This window comes from Lederbergia citrisecunda, assembly GCF_018343695.1.
GTDB classification, from domain to species: Bacteria; Bacillota; Bacilli; order Bacillales; family Bacillaceae_C; genus Lederbergia; species Lederbergia citrisecunda.
This window is the reverse complement of the sequence record NZ_JAGYPJ010000001.1, coordinates 3,819,744-3,836,834: the sequence shown is the minus strand read 5'-3', so window position 1 is coordinate 3,836,834 and position 17,091 is coordinate 3,819,744. Positions and strand designations below refer to the sequence as shown.

Below are 17,091 nucleotides of genomic sequence, written 5' to 3'. Positions count from 1 at the left end.
TTTATGTGCTTTTGTTTTTAAACATTAGTAAGATAATATTTATTTGATTTTATTAAAACTTTTTTTCCCCTGCTTACGAATATATGGTTAGAAGGCAGTGAGATGATGAAACAAGAACAGCGCTGGATTAAGAAAATAAAGAAAAATGGAAGCCATGAAGCCGCCAATGAACTGATCTCTAAATACTATCGGGAAATGTATGCATTTGTATATAAGCAGACGATTGATTCTGACCTATCTCTTGATTTAACTCAGGAAATTTTCATCAGTGTATTGAAGTCAATTGGACAATTCGATGAAAAAAAAGCTTCTTTTAGGACTTGGCTTTACAAAATCGCATCTAATCGACTAGTTGATTACTTCCGTTCAAAAAACTATCAATATCGGAAACTTACAGATTCAATAGAGGGACTCGATTTTGAAGGATCCGAGGATATGACGATCTCCTTTGAATACAAAGAGGACGTTGAACAAATTACCTCTATTATTAACGAATTAGAGACAAGTTCACAGCAAATTGTCCGCCTAAGGCTATTTGGGGAGTATACACTTCAGGAAATTGCTGAAATGGTACAAGCTCCACTTTCAACAGTAAAAACAAGGTATTATGCAGCAATCAAACTCATTAAAAAGGAAATGCAGGTGCATCATCATGAATAAAGAAAAATTCCATATTCCTATGCCTGATGATGAAATCATTCAAAAAGAAATAAACACGATTGTCAGAGCTGGAGTGAAAAGAAACGAATCTTTCCCTTCTTTTCTACTGAATTTATATAAAGAAATCGGATTTCGATATCTTTTTATAAATCCGCGGGATGGAATTTTGATTACATTATCCGCTCTGGCTGTCTTAGTTTTTTTATTCCTTACGATTACCGAGCCATCAAATGTTAATGAAAAAGATGTGTATGGATTTGTCTTTTTGATCTCGCCGCTCCTTTTTATGGCACTTTCACTTTATGACCTTTTCTATAAAAAGCATAGTGCAACCTTCGAAGTAGAGATGGTTGCAAAATATAACCTGTATCAAGTGGCAGCCTTTCGGATGTTCAATTTCAGTGTAATATCCATCATCGTGAACACTGTAAGCATCGTTTCACTTGTTTCTATGTTTGACACGCTACAATTTTTCAGAGCGTTTATGATTTCAACAACGGCTCTATTCTTGTTTTCGGTTATTTTTCTAACGGTTTTCATGAAGGGCCGTTCTGGGTTTGCTGCCCTTAAGGTTGGAGGAGGTTGGATTGGATTCAATATCCTCATAAGTTTATTAAACAATAAAGCTTATATTCATTTTTTGATGACCATTCCGATTATTGTCTATGGAATCGTCCTTGCTAGCAGCCTAATTTTGTATCTTCTTTACTTAAGCAAGCTGGTCCGAATGAAGCCAGCGGAGGGAGTTTTTTAATATGTTGGTCGTAAAAGATGTTAGTAAACAATATGGAGATTTTACTGCTTTAAAACAAATTAATCTTGAATTTGATAGAGGAATTTATGGGCTTCTTGCTCCAAACGGTGCCGGGAAAACGACATTGATTAAAATGCTCGTAACGCTCATTTCCCCAACAAAAGGAGAAATCCTTTATAACGGAACAAATATTGTCGACCTCAATGAGGATTATCGCGATATCCTTGGTTATTTGCCGCAAAACTTCGGCTTTTATAAGCACTACTCACCGAAACAGTATTTATTGTATCTTGCCGCTCTAAAAGGGATTGATAAAAAAGCGGCACTTCCTATCATTCATGAGCTACTCGAAAAAGTGGCGCTCAGTGATGTCGCCAATAAAAAAATGAGGAAGTTTTCCGGTGGGATGATTCAGCGGGTTGGCATCGCCCAGGCACTATTAAATGACCCGAAAATATTGATTCTGGATGAGCCGACAGCTGGCCTCGATCCGAAAGAACGGGCGCGATTCCGTCAGCTTCTGACCGGATTATCTCGAGACCGTCTGATCATCATTTCTACCCATATCGTTTCGGATATTGAATCAATTGCTAATCAAGTAATTATGATAAAAAATCAGGAGCTTCTGTTTAAAGACACTGTCCAATCTATTTGCGATACGCTGGATGGGTTCATTTATGAAACAGCCATCTCGAATGATGAATTGGAGGCCTTTCGAAAAAAATATGCTCTTATTGGTGAAAAACAAGAACGCGGAAATGTGTTAGTGCGCTTTGTTCATAAAGGTGAAATGGACAAGGATTGGGTGCCGGTAATTCCACATTTGGAAGATGTCTTTTTATATGAATATCGCGATGATTTGCAAGTGGAAGTGTGAGCATCATGAGAATTATTTTTTTGGAAAGTAAAAAAGCGCTCGCCTCACCAATCATACTTTCATTATTACTTTTATTTTCCGCTTGGAATGTCTTTTTAGTATATGATTCTTCTGATTTTAAAGAGGAATTGGGCGTTGTTAATCAAATTGCTAAAAAATATGGAACAAAGATTACGGATGAATCTCTTTTAAAGCTGGAAGATGATTTGCAGCCGGGATTGTCCCATTTGAATTCCGTTACTCAAAAAAAATCCGGGCAAACATTTGAGCATGCTTCAGACTTTTTTGCTCAATTAAGCTATGAGAATCAAGATCTATTTACATCAAAAGAGCTTCAATCTTTTTACGAGCTGCACTTGAAAGAAATGTATGTTGGTATGGCAAAGTCACTAGATCCGACTTATGCAGAATTTATTATAAATATGATGGGCGAAAAAGCAATAAATGGTTATCGACTGAGTGGTACTGCTGCCGAAACGCTTAGGAATGAATACATAAAGTTTTCAACTCGTTTTGAAGAATTGAAAAAGAACAGGGAATACATGCACTGGTTTTTTGCGGGTAAGCCATACGCCATGCATAGCCTATTATTTCGCACTTTATTAATAACCGTCTTGATTGAAGCGATGATTTTAATCGTACTTTCGACTGCCTTGATTACGAATTTCGAATTTGAAAATCGAACCCAACTTGTAACCTATACAGCACGTAGAGGTAGGAAGCTCATGATTGATAAACTAATTGCGTCCTTAAGCGTGACCTCCATCATAACGATTTTCTTGCTCTTCGTGACACTTGGTTCGTATTTTTTCGTGTTTGATTATTCTTATTTATGGAAAACGGCGATTAGCAGTGGATTCAATTGGGAGTACAATTTCCCGTACATATCTTGGTGGAATTTCTCCTTTTTGACCTATCTGCTTTTAGCAATTATCGTTTCTTATGTTTGCATGCTATTGTTTTCAACTTTTACTTTTAGTTTATCCGTCATGCTGAAGAACAGCTATTTTACATTTATCTTATTTGCTGTTATTTTTATTGCTTTGTTTATTTTACCAGCCTTTATACCAGGCTCTTTACAGTTAAAATTATTCGCGGGATTTAATTTATCCAGTCTCGTATTAAATCCTCATCAATGGTGGATGGGGACTGGTGGGCTCACGATGTTTAAATACTATGAAGTAAGCACCGTTGCAGCATGGACAGCGATTTTCATCATTTTTTGTTACGTATCTTTGAAAAAATTCGCGAAACAAGATATCTCTTAAGGGGAAATGATATGCAGATCTTATTACTAGAAATTCGAAAAATATTAAACTGGAAAATACTCCTCGTTTTAGCTTTTGTTAATTTGATTTTATATTATTTTCTAATTGATTTTAATATTAAACATTTCCCGAATGGGAGGCCAGCCTTAGATTCTTATCGCATTGGTGCGGAAATGGTTAAAAACTACGGACCCGAAATGGATGAATCTGAAAAAGCTAATTTTAGAAAGAAATACGAAGAAGAAGTACGGAAAGCAGATGAATTCTTTCAGAGTAGAGAGGATTTTAAAAAGGTTGGCGTTCAATCATACGAGGAATTTGAAAATATGGACCGTAGCAACGAAGTTCAAATGAAACTTCGTGAGAAAGTCATCTTTGGAGAAGAGGTTGATTTGTTCTGGGAACTCCAAGAGCGGGAAAGATTACTAGAATTCCATCAAGACCAAGAAATGATTATTAATAATGAAATAAACAGAGCTGATTCCATCGGACAAAAACATTTAATTACGTTAAAACGAACTGGACAATTTGATCTATACCCGGAAGTTTCCTTAATGAATTTTAAAGATATTATTACGAATATTGCGATTGCCGTTTTAATTAGCGTTGTACTTGTTATCTCCCCTATTTTTCTTAGTGATCGAACAAGAAATCTAGTTGATTTACAATACACGTCTAAAATTGGACGATCTATTTTTATGAGGAAGCTTGCTGCTGGGCTCATTTCTGCATTTATTGTCATGACTGGGTTGCTTGCCATCTATTTAAGTATTTACTCATTAAACAACCCTTCGATTTTTTTCGAAGTCCCTCTTAACTCGTTTATAGGCGGGGGCTCTTGGTATAACCTAACGTTTTTCCAATATATCCTGCTTTCAACTCTCGCCATTTATGTGTTGGGATTCCTATTAACTTTGGTGTCCATGGGCATTTCCAATATTGTTCCAAGCTTTATTGCACTTATTGGTATACAAGTACCCATCATATTAGCGCTGCTCATTTTCGGTATACGCTATTTGCTTAATCTCATCATCAGCATGTGGCTTCCTATATGGCTTGTCCCGGCTTGTTATATTGCATTGATTGGAATCGTAATTGGCTCCGTCGTATTTATATGGAATAGGGAAAAGAAACTAGATATCGTATTATAAGCTAAACGCCAAGAGGGACATCTCCCCTTGGCGTTTTTGCAGTGCTTAAAGGTTTTTTTCATAAATTATAGAAATAGTATTATACTTCTTCTTACTTCTAGGAGGTTATTAAGAGATTAGATTATAAAGAAAAAATGCGACAAAAGAAAGAATCTAGAAAGACATTAGATGCAATCTTCTTAGCCTCTAGCATTTTTATATTTATCATCTTAAACACTTTTTTCAAATCTTTTTAAATAGCTCCCTCCGGCGCTCGTTCTACTGAATTCACGATTACTTTGTTTTTCCCCGATTTTTTGGCAATGTAAAGAGAAGTATCTGCTCCATTAAATAAGAGATCCTTGCTCATTCCCGGCAATAATTTTTGCAGCCCTATACTGACGGTTACACAATGGTCCTCTAATTCCTTCATGCATACCTTAGATATTCCTAATCGAATGTTTTCCATTTTTTCTAAAAACTCCTCGGTCGATAAGCCGATATTAATGACGGCAAATTCCTCCCCGCCGTAACGAAAAGCAAAATCATCGTTTTCCATAAAAGATTTAATTTGTTTTGCTACTTCCACAATGACCAAATCCCCCATTTGATGGCCATATGTATCATTAATTTTTTTAAAATTATCGATATCCAAAACAGCAATATGCATATCCAATTGGTCGATTGTATCTATTCTCAATAATGTCTCTAAATACTCATGAAAGGAGCGATGGTTATAAAGCTCAGTGACTGGGTCCATGCGGGTAAGCTTTTCCATATGGATGTTTTGTGAAAATAAATATTGTTTTTCCTTTGTCGTTTTTAATAGCTCATTCGAAATTCGAAGGCTATGCTTCATTAAACTGCTAATTAACAGTGATATTCCAAGTACAACAGCAATCATAATAATCATATCCGAGTGTTGAAAATGCATACGAACTTGTTCGGATAATACATAAATAAGCACACCTGATAGGATTCCAGTAATGCAAGCAAATTTTAATAGTTTTCGTTTGTAAAAATATAATGAAACTAGTACAGGGAAAACTAGAAGAAAAATAAGGATTGGCTTTTCATATAGCGTAAAAATGATGACGCTTGCCAAAATATTAATTCCTAAAACCACAATGTACTCGATATGATTTTTTATCTTTCTAATACATATTTCGAGTATCCCCATTGTCATCATCATAAAGATAGCGGGATAGATAATCACATATTGAACAAACAGCCACTTATCTTTATTAGTGAAAAATGCGTCCATACTTGTGGCAATCACATATATTCCCACAATAATCCAAAGTGCATTTACAATATCACGAACTAAAGATGCAGTGCGAATAACACTTTCATTTTCCACTATACCCACTCCTATCTTCATAGGTAAAAAGTCTTATGTATTAATACCCATTGTATCTAATATTTGAAAATAATAAAAGTTCTATTTTTTTCCTTGCACTTTTTCTTCTTCTGTATTAGAGTAGGATACATTAACTAATTCAAAAATTTTATAGTTCGTTCTTATCCAGAGAGATGGAGGGATTTGGCCCAATGAAGTCTCAGCAACCGACCTTTACGGCACCGGTGCTAATTCCAATAGGTTTTTAACCTAGAAGATAAGAAGATGTTCTTTATAAGGACCTTCTATTTTCTAGAAGGTCCTTTTTATTATGGCTGGAGGCTGAATAGCATGACGGTTAAAAGGTTCGAGACAACATTGGCAAGGAGGTGGTCGCTAATTGCGACTTAACTCGTTTAATCGTATTACATTTTATATAAAAAGGAGAAATGAACTATGACAAAAACTTTAGTAAAAGCCCCTTTTAGAGCAGATCAAGTAGGAAGTTTATTAAGACCGGAAAACTTGCATCAGGCAAGAAAGGATTTTCAAGAAGGAACCATCACAGCAGACCAATTACGTGAAGTAGAGACACAAGAAATTAAACGAATTGTCGATAAGCAAATTGAAGTTGGGTTAGAAGCAGTAACAGATGGAGAATTTAGACGTAGATTCTGGCACACCGATTTCCTTGAGCATTTGAACGGAATCGAAGGATATGTGCCTGACGTGGGCTATATTTTTAGTGGCAATGAAGAAACGGAAAGATACAATATCCGTAATATCGGAAAAATTTCGTTCAACCCTGATCACCCGCATGTAAAAGATTTTATTGAATTTAATGAAATTGTCGGTGGCCGTGCGGTTGCGAAACAAACGATTCCAAGCCCAAACCAATTATTTAATATCGGAATCCGCAATGAAAACATTTATCCTGACATTGAAGAATACGCAAATGATGTCATCCAAGCATATCGTGATGCGATAAAGGCTTTTTATGATGCAGGAGTTCGTTATTTACAATTAGACGATGTGTATATTGCGGGACTTTCCTCTCCAGATATTCCTTTTCATGATGGAGCTTTTTCAAGGGAGTATTTAATTGATTTAGCCCTCCGTGTCGTAAACGGCGTATTGGAAGGTAAACCAGATGACTTATATATTACAACCCATCTATGTCGTGGAAACTATCGATCCAACTGGGCATTTTCCGGAAGCTACGATCTAATTGCACCAACTTTATTAGCGAAGGAAAAAGTGGACGGGTTCTTCCTAGAATATGATGATGAGCGTTCAGGGGATTTCAAAGCTTTGGAATATATTCCTCGAGGAGGAGCAAAAGTCGTTCTAGGTGTTTTAACATCCAAAAAAGGTGAGTTAGAAGATCAGGATACGGTCATTGCCCGAATAAAAGAAGCATCCCAATACATTCCATTAGAGCAGATTTGTTTAAGCACACAATGTGGATTTGCCTCAACACACCATGGAAATAAATTAACTGAAGAACAACAATGGGAAAAATTGAAATATATCGTTGAAATTGCAAAAGAAATTTGGGGATAAGCATTGCTAATAAAAACCTGGAGAGGCATATTCTCCAGGTTTTTTACTTCATAATTTGTAAAAAATGCCGATATTATCCAAAATGCCATATATCTTTGATGAAAGGAGCAAGAAATATGCTGGGAAAATGGTATAGTACTGGTTTATCAATGATCAATCAAATGAATCGGCATCTCGCCATATCGCAGCGGTCATTAGAGCGAATTTCATCAGGGATGAGGATTAATCGTGCAAGTGATGATCCTGCTGGACTGGCAATATCGGAAAAAATGCGTGCGCAAATTCGTGGTCTCCATATGGCAGGACGGAATATCCAGGATGGGATTTCCTTGCTGCAAACGGCGGAAGGCGGATTAAATGAAACTCATGCTATTTTACAAAGAATGAGAGAATTAAGCGTGCAGGCTGCAAGTGATACATATACAGATGCAGATCGGGAAGCATTAGCTTTGGAATTTGAAGAGCTAAAAAAAGAAATACAACGAATTTCGAAGGATGTTCAATTTAACTCCATGCCTTTACTTGATGGTTCGAGAAACTCTATTCGTATTCAAGCTGGAGCGAATGCCGGGCAATATATTGAAATGTCGATTGGGGATATGAGTGCTGGGGCGATAGGGATAAATGACCTTTCCATAAATACCCGTGATAAAGCAAATGAAGCAATGTCACAGCTGGACGATGCCATTCGAAAGGTTTCTTCCGAACGCTCCAAAATAGGGGCTTATATGAACAGGCTGGAACATGCTTATAACAACGCAATGAACATGGAGGAAAACCTCATTGCTGCGGAATCAAGAATTCGAGATGCAGACATCGCAAAGGAAATCATGAATTACACGAAAGCGAATATTTTATTACAAGCAAATCAATATGTAATGAGCCTGCATATGCAACAAGCGTATTCGATTTTACAATTATTAAAGATTAACGGAGACAATTATAAATTGAAGTAATTTTTATAAATACAAATTTGGGAATCTGGAGATTCGTGCATTTATACTTGTTCAGCAAGCGGTTTTGTATTGAAAGGCTTTAATAACGCGATTCGCGATCAAATTGGAATTGTGATCAATTTTCTCTCGAAATGTTGATTGCACAAGGAGCTCTCGCGTGCCCTTTCAGGCTAGAAATGAGGAGAGATGGGCGCGATTGGTTACCTTTCCCAAGACTCTATACGGCGACTGCTCAAGTATTTCATTTAGAAATAACAAAAAAATGCAATAGAGCATCAACTATACTCTATTGCATCTTCTATCATTATTACTCTGGCAATCCCATTTCCGCTTCTACTACTGCCGAAATGCGATTCACATAATCTTCACATGCTTCTTTTGTCGGTGCTTCTGCCATTACACGGACAAGAGGCTCTGTACCGGATGGGCGTACGAGGATTCGTCCGTTTCCGTTCATTTCAGATTCTACTTGTTTAATAATTTCTTTTACTTTTTCGTTGTCAGTCACATGGTATTTATCTGTTACTCGGATATTCACAAGCTTTTGCGGATATTTATTCATACCTTTTGCAAGTTCTGAAAGTGGTTTTCCGGTAAGCTTCATAATATTAATAAGTTGAAGTCCTGTTAAAAGTCCGTCTCCTGTTGTGTTGTAATCAAGGAAAATGATGTGACCAGATTGTTCTCCTCCGAGATTGTAGCCGTTGTTTTTCATTTCTTCAACGACATACCGATCACCCACGGCAGTTTGAGCACTGTTAATGCCTAATTCTTCAAGGCCTTTGTAATATCCGAGATTACTCATGACAGTTGAAACTACAGTGGATTGTTTAAGTCGAGCTTCTGCATTCATATGTTTTCCGCATATGTAAAGAATATAATCGCCGTCAACTATGTCACCATTTTCATCAATCGCGATAACGCGATCTCCATCGCCATCAAACGCTAGTCCTACGTCTGCACCTTTTTCTTTTACAAATGCAGCTAGCGCCTCTGGATGAGTAGATCCGACTCCATCATTAATATTCAAGCCGTTTGGAGTTGAACCCATCGTTGAAATATCTGCTTCCAAATCTGCAAATAAATGGGTGGCCAATGACGAAGTCGCTCCATGTGCACAATCAAGTGCAACGTGAATCCCAGAGAAATCTTCATCAACGGTTTGCTTAAGGAATTGCAAATATTTTTGTCCGCCTTCAAAATAATCACTTACAAGTCCAAGATCTTTCCCAACCGGTCGAGGTAAGGTATCCTCTTCTAAATCAAGTAATTGCTCGATTTCTTCTTCCTGTTCATCGGACAATTTATAACCATCTGGTCCAAAAAATTTGATACCATTATCTGCGACTGGATTATGTGAAGCAGAAATCATGACGCCGGCCTGTGCTCCTAATGCTTTCGTTAAAAAGGACACGCCAGGTGTAGAAATTACACCTAAACGCATGACCTCTGCTCCAATGGATAACAATCCTGATACAAGAGCCCCTTCCAACATATGGCCAGAAATCCTTGTATCACGGCCGATGAGAATTTTAGGGCGTTCTGAGTTTTTTGTTAGAACATAACCTCCAAAGCGACCTAATTTAAAAGCCAACTCTGGCGTCAGCTCCGAATTTGCTACCCCTCTTACTCCATCAGTTCCAAAATATTTACCCATTGTATCTATCGCTCCTTCTTCGAACAATGTTCATTTACACATTTTCCTTTTCTGTTAAGCGAATTTTCGCCTTTTTATTCGATAGTTCCCATTGCACATCTTTTAAACCATCTACTACAAGATTAACTTCGTGGTCGCCGGCAGTAAGGCCATCCAAATTCAAAAATATATGAAAATCACTGTCAAGAGCCTTTTCTAGGTTGTCCTTTTCACCTTTAACTTTTAGAGAAACTGTTCCATTTGCTGGTGATAATAGCTCCATATTTAAATCTGCATTAAGGCCTTTGCTTTCAATTTTTATATCCTTTAATGTTTTTTCTTCCTGCTTTTTCTCTGTCAAAATTTTAACTTTTATTTTATCTGGTGTAATTTTATTAACACCAAGTGGATATTTAATTGGGACTTCGAGCTCGGTGTCTTCGCGAATACCACTCACATCAACTGTTACCTCGACCTCATCAACGTCCTTTAAAATCTCCGTTCGGCCAAATATCATTACTTCAGGTGTTACCGTACTGATTGTTTTAATATGAATATCATCCGGTGGCGTACCAGTCGTATTAATCTTAACGGGTACGTTTTTTCTCGGGTTTGTCACCGGTATGGTCACCAAAACAGTTTCAGGATCGACGATAACGTCAAGCTTGTTCAAATCTCGGTCAAGAACGGTTACTTTTGCATATTGTTTGATCGTGTCACTAATTAAACCACTTGCATCAATGGTTGCTTTCACATAGGATATTTTTTCAATGTCATCCTTTGCCCCAGTAATTTTCACTGTTTTAGGCTCTATTTCAGGCCGTTCAGCTTCAAATCCTTCTGCAAGAATACTGCGGTTAAATTCTGCTTCAACCCCAAATTCCTTTGTTACTTTTTCTTGAAGTGAAATATCTGCATACGCCGGTTCAATCGTGACCTTTAATTTATCAGATATATCTTTGAATAAGAATTGAACCCGATGCCTTCCAATTTGAGCGTCGGATAAATCAATATATACTGTAAAATCCCTTTGCCTTTTCGCAGCTTCTACAAACCGACGCTGCCCTTCAATCTTGACATCCACCGTTTGAGGAATCCCTGTGACGACAAGATTTTCGGAATCATAATATACTTCAACGGGTACGTTTGTTATCGTATCGGCATTTGCATTTTCCATTTCGTTTGGGTTGGTTCCTGGTTTTGTTCCACCAAAATAATCATTTGCCGTAACAAAAAGCAAAATCGCCAAAAGCATCGATATAATTCTGACAAACCATGGATTTTCCATAAATTTATCCATTTTTTGTCTTCTCCCTTCTTTTCCAGATTGATGAGGAAGACTGTTTAGTTTTAGTTTCATCTGTAAGCTCTTTTTCTAAAACTACTTGGAATTGCTCTAATGATAAATCCCGTAGTAATTCACCATTTTTTGTGACGGAAATTCCACCCGTTTCCTCAGAAACCACTATCGTTAAACTATCCGTCACTTCACTGATACCTAGTGCTGCTCTATGCCTTGTCCCCAGTTCCTTAGAAATAAACGGACTCTCAGATAAAGGAAGATAACAGGCCGCAGCTGCGATTTGAGTTTTTTGTATGATAACCGCTCCATCATGAAGGGGTGTATTCGGTATAAAAATATTAATCAACAGTTCATGAGTCAAATTTGAATTTAGAGGAATTCCAGTTTCAATATAATCGCCCATCCCCGTTTCTTTTTCAATCGAAATAAGGGCACCGATTCTTCTTTTCGCCATATAATTGACAGCATTTATAATAGCTTCCAGTCTTTGCTTTTGCTCTTCCTCTTCATGGATACCGCTTCTTGCAAAAAACTTTCCGCGCCCAAGCTGCTCAAGTGCACGCCTTAACTCAGGCTGGAAGATGATAATAATCGCTAAAAAACCCCATGTCATCACTGTTTCCATTAAAAAGTTTAGTGTATTTAGATGAAATACACCACTTAAAATCCAAATAAGGGTAATGACTAAAATCCCTATTAACAGTTGGACGGCTTTAGTGCCGCGGATAAACATAATCATTTTATATATAACGTACCAAACGAGGAAAATATCGACTACGTGGGATAAAACACCCAAGATGGTAAGATCTGCAAACGGCATGTTCTTTCCTCCATCTATTTATTCAAATTGAGAATTGCTTTATATTAAAAGTATGGATAATAACTAATCCATTATAACATATATTCTGATAAACCAACTACTTGACAGAAGGTAAATAGGATTCACACAATGGGACTCGTTATAGCTAACCACTTCTCCATGAAAAAAAGGACTGCTGCATGCAATCCTCTTCTTCCTTATGATTTTTCCTCAAACAGGTTTATGACTTTTTTGCCACCGTCTTTAATTTTATACCAGAGCCATTCAAATAGTTCATTGATTTCTTCTATATCTCCTGTAACATCCCCTGCTGAGGCCATATATCGTTTTCCATTAATGATGGTCACATTACCGTTAACCTTTCCCTCAATTCGGAGGTTTCCGTTCTTTATCGTAATGTCTCCGTTTACTACTTCACCTTCTGGGACTATCACTGTATCATTTTCGACTATTAGATTAGGTTGTTTTGTAACAGAAAATTTTTGATCATCATTCCATATGTTCAATACGCTTCCAGCCATAAGAATTAAAAATAAAGAAGCTGCTGCTAAAATGGGATGATTACGCAACCAGCGCTTTACGCCAGCACTGCTTTTTTCCTTCGGTAATCTTGCCATGACATCGGCAGTAAAACCACTGGACACTCGTATATGTGACGGGCTTTTTATATAAGCTACCGTTCTTTTTAGCTCTTGAAAATGTTTTTGACAATCGGGGCATTTTTGCAAGTGGTCCTTTAATGTTTGCTCTTTTTCATGAGACAGATCACTATCTAAAGACTCTTGCATATAGAGAATAATCTCTTCAGGACAAGCCTTCACTTTCCTTCTCACCTTTCCTACAAATTGTTCAACTGTTTTCGAAGTGCTTCCCGCGCACGGTGTATTCGGGTTTTGACCGTTCCGAGCGGCATTTCCAAGACTTCGCTGATCTCATTCAATGACAGATCATCAATATATCTTAATACAATTACAACCCTATACTTATCAGGGAGTCGCAATATTTCCTGTTGAACAATTTCTTGAAGTTCCATCGTCTCCACTTCGGAATCAGGAGATTTCCCCTCAGCAGCGATTTGAGAATACATCGTCAAACCTTCCGTTCCAGCCAGCTCGGCATCTAGAAAGTAATCGGGCTTCTTTTTTCTTATACGATCGATGCAGAGATTAGTTGCAATTCTGTAGAGCCATGTGGAAAATTTCCTTCCTTGATTAAAACTATGGATGTTCACGTATGCTCTTACAAATGCTTCCTGTGCGATATCTTCTGCCTCATGTCGATTCCCTAACATTCGATAGCATAACTGAAATACCTTATCTTTAAATAATTCAACGATTTCCCCAAATGCTTCCTGATCGCCCTTTAATACATCCCTAATTCTTTGATTTACAATTACATCCATTCTCTCTCTACCTCCCGCTCTATGCGGTTATCCATTCATACGTATGAATATTAAAAAGGTTTCACACACTATAATGACCATTTATATTTTTTCTCGACAAAAAATCACATTACTTCTATTTTAACAAATTTCGCCGTAACTTGTTTAATATTTTGTAAAATGGATATACAGATGATAAATAATATGCGGGAGGCTTGAGGGATTGGATACAGAAGACTTATTAGTAAAAATTGAATCTCATCGTAGTAAAATGGTGAAACTTGGCTTATCTTCCTCTTTTTTGGATGAACGTGTAGTAAAACTAAGCTACGAATTAGACAAACTATTAAATAAATATCAAGCAGTGGTGTGTAGGCCAGGGAAGCGATAATCCAACGACCTACATGCCACTGCAATATTTTTTTATAATAATTTTTCGCCAAACAATGAACCCATCAAGGCAACAGCGACTTCAGCTGTTTTATTCCGTTCATCTAAAATCGGGTTGACTTCCACGAATTCTGCGGAAGTAATAAGTTTTGTTTCTTCAAGCATCTCCATTGCTAAATGGCTTTCCCGATAGCTGATTCCTCCTAAAACTGGCGTTCCAACTCCAGGGGCATCATGAGGATCAAGAGCATCTAAATCAACGGATAAATGAACACCATCCGTTCTCTTTTTTAATAAATGAATGGATTCTTCCATTACCCGCGTCATTCCTAAACGGTCAATTTCATGCATCGTGAAAACCTTAATATTTTTACTCTTAATAAGCTCTCTTTCCCCTTTATCAAGATCCCTCGCACCGATAATCACGACATTTTCTGGGTTTACCTTCGGATTATATCCTCTAATGCCCGTAAGGGCTGGATGGCCAAAGCCCATACTTGCTGCAAGTGGCATTCCATGAATATTTCCTGATGGAGAGGTTTCCTCTGTATTTAAATCGCCATGAGCATCAAACCAAATAACGCCGAGATTTTCATAAAATTTACTAATACCAGCAATTGTACCTATGGCTATGCTATGGTCCCCGCCAAATAATAGCGGAAAACGTTTATTTTCAATGATAGTTTGAATCGAATGAGCGATTTCTTCACTTATTCTTGCAATCGCTTTCAAATTTTTTAATGTTGTATGATTATCTTCTTCAAGATTATCAACTTTTACGACGATATCCCCTATATCTTCAACATCATAATCTAATTTCTTAAGTCGGTTTAAAACACCTGCATATCGAATTGCACTAGGTCCCATATCGACACCTCTTCGTGTTTGTCCAAGATCCATGGGAACACCTAATATTGAAATTTTTTTCATAGGTTTTCCTCCTAGCCCCTTTTTATGATAATCATAACTTTTTTAATGCCAATGGCTCAACTCAACATTTTTTTGTATATATATACATTGCAAAATAGAGGTAAACATCTTTTGAAAGTGGAAATAAGCTAATAGTACAAAAATCAAAAGGAGAGATATTTGAATGAAGTGGAAGCCCGATTTTCTATTACACATAATTCTATTATATGTAGTAATAAGTGGATTCACATTTTGGTTACCTATTATCAGAGGTTTATTTGATGGCTCCTCGTACATATGGTCAGGTTGGCTTGGGATAGGTGGAAAGGGGATTTATGGCGATTATTGGCTATTACTCTTTTTTGTAGCTGTATTATTATCTGTCGTCTATATGGGATGGCGTGGAGCTCAAAAACCTTTCCATTGGATGTTGCTTATATGGCTTTTGCTGCTAGTGATCGAATCCGGTGCAATGTTCTATTCTGCAGAAACAATTTATTTTAAGGGGGACACTCTAGGCACAGAATTTGCTGTGGGAAAAATCCTATTTCCACTCGATTTACTTTTTCTTAGCTTGAGTTGTATTTGGATCATTCGTGATTTAAAGAAAAAGAGTTCAAAGAAAAAAATACTTTGGATAAGGACTAACAGAACACTCTTGACTATTTTTTTCTTTATCTTTCCGTTGCAACTACTTACTTTAAGGCTTTTGGATTATGATCAGTTTGGAGTTATGTTGACACTGTTTCAGTGGATCGTTTTTAATGCGGCATTGTATCCGTGGCAATCCTTTTATAAAAGAAAAAGCCCTGAACAACGTCCAGGACCGTATTATTTTTGAAATTGTTATTGGTGGAGCCTAGCGGGATCGAACCGCTGACCTCCTGCGTGCAAAGCAGGCGCTCTCCCAGCTGAGCTAAGGCCCCTTAAAAAAGGTAAATAACGAAAAGAAGCCTTGAATATTCAAGACAACTGTTAACGAGATGAATGATGAGCCATGCAGGATTCGAACCTGCGACCCTCTGATTAAAAGTCAGATGCTCTACCAACTGAGCTAATGGCTCATGGCTGGGCTAGCTGGATTCGAACCAACGAATGACGGAGTCAAAGTCCGTTGCCTTACCGCTTGGCTATAGCCCATCGGATGAAAATTATATTATGTATAATACCCTTTAATCATATAAGTATCCATCTTTATTAAAATGGTGGTGGGGGACGGATTCGAACCGCCGAACCCGGAGGGAGCGGATTTACAGTCCGCCGCGTTTAGCCACTTCGCTACCCCACCGAAATAAAAAAAAAAAAAATGGTGCCGGCCAGAGGACTTGAACCCCCAACCTACTGATTACAAGTCAGTTGCTCTACCAATTGAGCTAGGCCGGCACAATGGTGGAGGATGACGGGATCGAACCGCCGACCCTCTGCTTGTAAGGCAGATGCTCTCCCAGCTGAGCTAATCCTCCATTTATTGTACATATGCACAAAGCTATATTAAAAATGGTGACCCCTACGGGATTCGAACCCGTGTTACCGCCGTGAAAGGGCGGTGTCTTAACCGCTTGACCAAGGGGCCATATCATATATTCTCGTGGAAGCTTCCAACCGGGCTTGAACCGGTGACCTCATCCTTACCATGGATGCACTCTACCAACTGAGCTATGGAAGCATGGCTCCGCAGGTAGGATTCGAACCTACGACCGATCGGTTAACAGCCGATAGCTCTACCACTGAGCTACTGCGGAATGATAGGTCTTGCCTGGCAACGTCCTGCTCTTGCAAGGGGAAGCCCCTTACTACCATCGGCGCTGAAGAGCTTAACTTCCGTGTTCGGGATGGGAACGGGTGTGACCTCTTCGCCATCGTCACCAGACAATTCATAATCGACATATTTTATTATAATATGTTTTATAGATTTTTCAAGAGAAAATTTTTCATTCCCTCAAAACCAGATATAGAGAAAGCAAACCAAAACTTGATTGTTTGTTGATTAAGTCCTCGATCGATTAGTATCCGTCAGCTCCATGTGTCGCCACACTTCCACACCGGACCTATCAACCTGATCATCTTTCAGGGATCTTACTCGCTTGCGCGATGGGAAATCTCAT

17 protein-coding genes, 9 tRNA genes, 1 rRNA gene and 1 riboswitch are annotated in these 17,091 nt (G+C 37.9%); of the genes, 10 read left to right on the top strand and 17 right to left on the bottom strand.

All coding sequences use genetic code 11. The features are described 5' to 3' along the window. The first annotated feature begins 102 nt into the window (after nucleotides 1-102). From KHA93_RS18810 to KHA93_RS23955, 6 genes are all read left to right on the top strand, one after another. Nucleotides 103-660: an RNA polymerase sigma factor gene (locus KHA93_RS18810; RefSeq protein WP_233711224.1), complete on the top strand. Its 558-nt coding sequence runs from the start codon at nucleotides 103-105 to the stop codon at nucleotides 658-660. Then, on the top strand, nucleotides 653-1,414 hold the full coding sequence (locus KHA93_RS18805) for a hypothetical protein (RefSeq protein WP_213112106.1): 762 nt from the start codon (nucleotides 653-655) through the stop codon (nucleotides 1,412-1,414). Before KHA93_RS18810 ends, KHA93_RS18805 begins: the two co-directional genes overlap by 8 nt. Nucleotide 1,415: 1 nt before the next feature. Continuing rightward, on the top strand, nucleotides 1,416-2,291 hold the full coding sequence (locus tag KHA93_RS18800) for an ATP-binding cassette domain-containing protein (RefSeq protein ID WP_213112105.1): 876 nt from the start codon (nucleotides 1,416-1,418) through the stop codon (nucleotides 2,289-2,291). Between the two features lie 5 nt (nucleotides 2,292-2,296). Then, complete coding sequence (locus KHA93_RS18795; RefSeq protein ID WP_213112104.1) at nucleotides 2,297-3,559, top strand: ABC-2 transporter permease; 1,263 nt, start codon at nucleotides 2,297-2,299, stop codon at nucleotides 3,557-3,559. An 11-nt stretch (nucleotides 3,560-3,570) separates the two neighbouring features. After that, nucleotides 3,571-4,710: a hypothetical protein gene (locus KHA93_RS18790; RefSeq protein ID WP_213112103.1), complete on the top strand. Its 1,140-nt coding sequence runs from the start codon at nucleotides 3,571-3,573 to the stop codon at nucleotides 4,708-4,710. Between the two features lie 107 nt (nucleotides 4,711-4,817). Beyond that, on the top strand, nucleotides 4,818-4,946 hold the full coding sequence (locus tag KHA93_RS23955) for a hypothetical protein (protein WP_490710554.1): 129 nt from the start codon (nucleotides 4,818-4,820) through the stop codon (nucleotides 4,944-4,946). Here the strand turns inward: KHA93_RS23955 and KHA93_RS23750 are convergent. Further along, nucleotides 4,943-6,049: a GGDEF domain-containing protein gene (locus KHA93_RS23750; RefSeq protein ID WP_213112102.1), complete on the bottom strand. Its 1,107-nt coding sequence runs from the start codon at nucleotides 6,047-6,049 to the stop codon at nucleotides 4,943-4,945. The genes KHA93_RS23955 and KHA93_RS23750 overlap by 4 nt on opposite strands. A 158-nt stretch (nucleotides 6,050-6,207) precedes the next feature. After that, a riboswitch (SAM riboswitch) is annotated at nucleotides 6,208-6,312 on the top strand. A gap of 172 nt (nucleotides 6,313-6,484) precedes the next feature. Here KHA93_RS23750 and KHA93_RS18780 point away from each other — a divergent pair. Both KHA93_RS18780 and KHA93_RS18775 read left to right on the top strand, forming a co-directional pair. Continuing rightward, nucleotides 6,485-7,591 carry a 5-methyltetrahydropteroyltriglutamate--homocysteine S-methyltransferase gene (locus KHA93_RS18780; protein ID WP_213112101.1) on the top strand — a complete coding sequence of 369 codons (1,107 nt, stop codon included), beginning with the start codon at nucleotides 6,485-6,487 and terminating at the stop codon, nucleotides 7,589-7,591. A 116-nt stretch (nucleotides 7,592-7,707) separates the two neighbouring features. Beyond that, nucleotides 7,708-8,547: a flagellin N-terminal helical domain-containing protein gene (locus KHA93_RS18775; RefSeq protein ID WP_213112100.1), complete on the top strand. Its 840-nt coding sequence runs from the start codon at nucleotides 7,708-7,710 to the stop codon at nucleotides 8,545-8,547. A 307-nt stretch (nucleotides 8,548-8,854) separates the two neighbouring features. Here KHA93_RS18775 and glmM read toward each other — a convergent pair whose 3' ends face one another. The 5 genes from glmM to sigW all read right to left on the bottom strand — a co-directional run bounded on the left by glmM (nucleotide 8,855) and on the right by sigW (nucleotide 13,708). Next, on the bottom strand, nucleotides 8,855-10,204 hold the full coding sequence (gene glmM / locus KHA93_RS18770) for a phosphoglucosamine mutase (RefSeq protein ID WP_213112099.1): 1,350 nt from the start codon (nucleotides 10,202-10,204) through the stop codon (nucleotides 8,855-8,857). A gap of 34 nt (nucleotides 10,205-10,238) precedes the next feature. After that, nucleotides 10,239-11,483 carry a CdaR family protein gene (locus tag KHA93_RS18765; protein ID WP_213112098.1) on the bottom strand — a complete coding sequence of 415 codons (1,245 nt, stop codon included), beginning with the start codon at nucleotides 11,481-11,483 and terminating at the stop codon, nucleotides 10,239-10,241. After that, the gene (gene cdaA, locus KHA93_RS18760) at nucleotides 11,476-12,306 is read right to left on the bottom strand and encodes a diadenylate cyclase CdaA (RefSeq protein ID WP_213112097.1); all 831 of its coding nucleotides are present in this window, start codon (nucleotides 12,304-12,306) and stop codon (nucleotides 11,476-11,478) included. Before cdaA ends, KHA93_RS18765 begins: the two co-directional genes overlap by 8 nt. A gap of 197 nt (nucleotides 12,307-12,503) precedes the next feature. Beyond that, nucleotides 12,504-13,094, bottom strand: a complete 591-nt coding sequence (locus KHA93_RS18755; protein WP_213113034.1) for an anti-sigma factor family protein — start codon at nucleotides 13,092-13,094, stop codon at nucleotides 12,504-12,506. A gap of 50 nt (nucleotides 13,095-13,144) precedes the next feature. Beyond that, nucleotides 13,145-13,708, bottom strand: coding sequence for an RNA polymerase sigma factor SigW (sigW, locus tag KHA93_RS18750; RefSeq protein ID WP_213112096.1), 564 nt, complete (start codon nucleotides 13,706-13,708; stop codon nucleotides 13,145-13,147). A 202-nt stretch (nucleotides 13,709-13,910) separates the two neighbouring features. Here sigW and KHA93_RS18745 point away from each other — a divergent pair, with 202 nt between their 5' ends. After that, nucleotides 13,911-14,078 (top strand): aspartyl-phosphate phosphatase Spo0E family protein, encoded by a 168-nt coding sequence (locus KHA93_RS18745; protein ID WP_213112095.1) that lies wholly within the window; start codon nucleotides 13,911-13,913, stop codon nucleotides 14,076-14,078. A 32-nt stretch (nucleotides 14,079-14,110) separates the two neighbouring features. On the opposite strand, the gene rocF is transcribed toward KHA93_RS18745, so the two are convergent. Beyond that, entirely contained in the window at nucleotides 14,111-15,007 is an 897-nt protein-coding gene (gene rocF / locus KHA93_RS18740; RefSeq protein WP_213112094.1) for an arginase, read from the bottom strand. A gap of 163 nt (nucleotides 15,008-15,170) precedes the next feature. Between rocF and KHA93_RS18735 the strand changes: the two genes are divergently transcribed. Further along, complete coding sequence (locus tag KHA93_RS18735) at nucleotides 15,171-15,827, top strand: hypothetical protein (RefSeq protein WP_213112093.1); 657 nt, start codon at nucleotides 15,171-15,173, stop codon at nucleotides 15,825-15,827. A gap of 9 nt (nucleotides 15,828-15,836) precedes the next feature. On the opposite strand, the gene KHA93_RS18730 is transcribed toward KHA93_RS18735, so the two are convergent. The 10 genes from KHA93_RS18730 to rrf form a co-directional block, all read right to left on the bottom strand. Next, nucleotides 15,837-15,912: transfer RNA gene (locus tag KHA93_RS18730), tRNA-Ala, on the bottom strand. A 65-nt stretch (nucleotides 15,913-15,977) separates the two neighbouring features. Then, nucleotides 15,978-16,050, bottom strand: a tRNA-Lys gene (locus tag KHA93_RS18725). Between the two features lies 1 nt (nucleotide 16,051). Then, nucleotides 16,052-16,126, bottom strand: a tRNA-Gln gene (locus KHA93_RS18720). Nucleotides 16,127-16,189: 63 nt separating this feature from the next. Beyond that, nucleotides 16,190-16,274: transfer RNA gene (locus tag KHA93_RS18715), tRNA-Tyr, on the bottom strand. Between the two features lie 19 nt (nucleotides 16,275-16,293). Continuing rightward, a tRNA-Thr gene (locus KHA93_RS18710) sits at nucleotides 16,294-16,369 on the bottom strand. Between the two features lie 4 nt (nucleotides 16,370-16,373). Continuing rightward, a tRNA-Val gene (locus tag KHA93_RS18705) sits at nucleotides 16,374-16,449 on the bottom strand. 35 nt (nucleotides 16,450-16,484) lie between these two features. Then, nucleotides 16,485-16,559, bottom strand: a tRNA-Glu gene (locus tag KHA93_RS18700). Nucleotides 16,560-16,579: 20 nt separating this feature from the next. Next, nucleotides 16,580-16,652, bottom strand: a tRNA-Thr gene (locus KHA93_RS18695). A gap of 1 nt (nucleotide 16,653) precedes the next feature. Continuing rightward, nucleotides 16,654-16,728: transfer RNA gene (locus KHA93_RS18690), tRNA-Asn, on the bottom strand. A 12-nt stretch (nucleotides 16,729-16,740) separates the two neighbouring features. Further along, a 5S ribosomal RNA gene (gene rrf, locus KHA93_RS18685) occupies nucleotides 16,741-16,856 on the bottom strand. Nucleotides 16,857-17,091 lie beyond the last annotated feature (235 nt).